The organism is Campylobacter portucalensis (genome assembly GCF_009690845.1).
In the GTDB taxonomy this organism is placed as follows: Bacteria; Campylobacterota; Campylobacteria; order Campylobacterales; family Campylobacteraceae; genus Campylobacter_B; species Campylobacter_B portucalensis.
Genome location: NZ_VWSJ01000059.1, coordinates 1 through 1,290, shown reverse-complemented (window position 1 = coordinate 1,290; position 1,290 = coordinate 1). Strand labels below are relative to the sequence as shown.

The 1,290-nt window shown below is 29.0% G+C and carries 2 protein-coding genes; both read left to right on the top strand.

What is annotated here, in order from left to right:
• A partial coding sequence (locus F1B92_RS08575) for a hypothetical protein (protein WP_229770993.1) occupies positions 1-471 on the top strand: 471 nt, incomplete at its 5' end.
• A partial coding sequence (locus F1B92_RS08570; protein WP_154571427.1) for a polymorphic toxin type 44 domain-containing protein occupies positions 468-1,290 on the top strand: 823 nt, incomplete at its 3' end. The genes F1B92_RS08575 and F1B92_RS08570, both read left to right, overlap by 4 nt.

The following is a 1,290-nucleotide window of genomic DNA, read 5'->3' as shown; positions in this document are numbered from 1 at the left end:
GGAAAGAAGTTGGAAAATACAATACAACCAAAATTTAGCATAAATATCATGAGAGTAATTTTTGGATTACTTTTATGTATTATATTATTCATTTTACATTCTATAAGCACGATTTTTGTATTTTGGTTGTTTGACAATATTATTTATTGGGGAGATGAAACACAATATGTATGTAAATATGATTGTGGCTTTGGATTGTTTGCAATATTTTTTGCACCGATTGTAAGCTTTTTTGTTTGCTCATATGTATTTTTCCTATTTTTGCATAAAAAAAGTATCTATATTTTCATACTTGTGGTTCCTATTTTTACATTTATAATTATGAAAATTGTTGGTCATCAAATTATTGATTATTTCAATATACCAGAAGATTTGGGTATATCAGAAATTATTGATATAACAATAGCAATTTTATTATATGTAATCACAAAAATTATAATAGAAAAATTTACCGCAAAGGATGATAAATGAGTTTTAATTTTAGTGGCAGTATTCCAAATGGTGTTAGTGTAAAAGGCAATGTTGCACTAGGAAGCGCAATTCGTAAAACTGGCGATTCTAGTATTATAGGTGGCAAAACAACAACTGCGATAATGTTTTATGGACTTATTAGTTCCGGTGGTCCTATGGACTATAAAACGCAAGGTAGCCAATATGAAAATTTTGGTAATTATAATTATGGTGCTATGGCTAGGGCAATGGGTATTGATGAAAATTTTGCAAAAGCAGGAGCTGCTGCTCAACAAGCAAGAAACATAATGAAAGCTACTTTGAAAAATGGCAAAGAATGGCTAGATAATAATTTATCACTAGAAGATAAAGCAAAATATGGAAAATATTATGATACGGCTAAAAATATAAAAGAAAATAATCCAGATTCGTATGATTATGCTTTATTTCAATATTTTTTAGATGAAAGTATGAAAATGGGTGATGAAACTGGTGATTATGAATATTTAGATGACCCAAAAGACCAAAAATATATAGATGATGGATATAACGATGCTAAAAATAATGGATATGGCAGTGATTTAGAACCAATAACTTTTGATGATTTTTCTAGACTAGACAATGTTGGAAAATATGTTTTTGGCTTGGATAATGGTGGTCCTATACAAGATTTTATTGACAATTTCAAAAATTTTGTAGATAATTTGTCTGATTATATTAACGATATTTTTAAAGATTTTGCCAAAGGACTTTACGACTTTCTAGATTATATGTCCCCACAATGGATAAAAGATATTATTGCTCAGCTCTACGACCCACTCGCTCTTGATTTAGACGGAG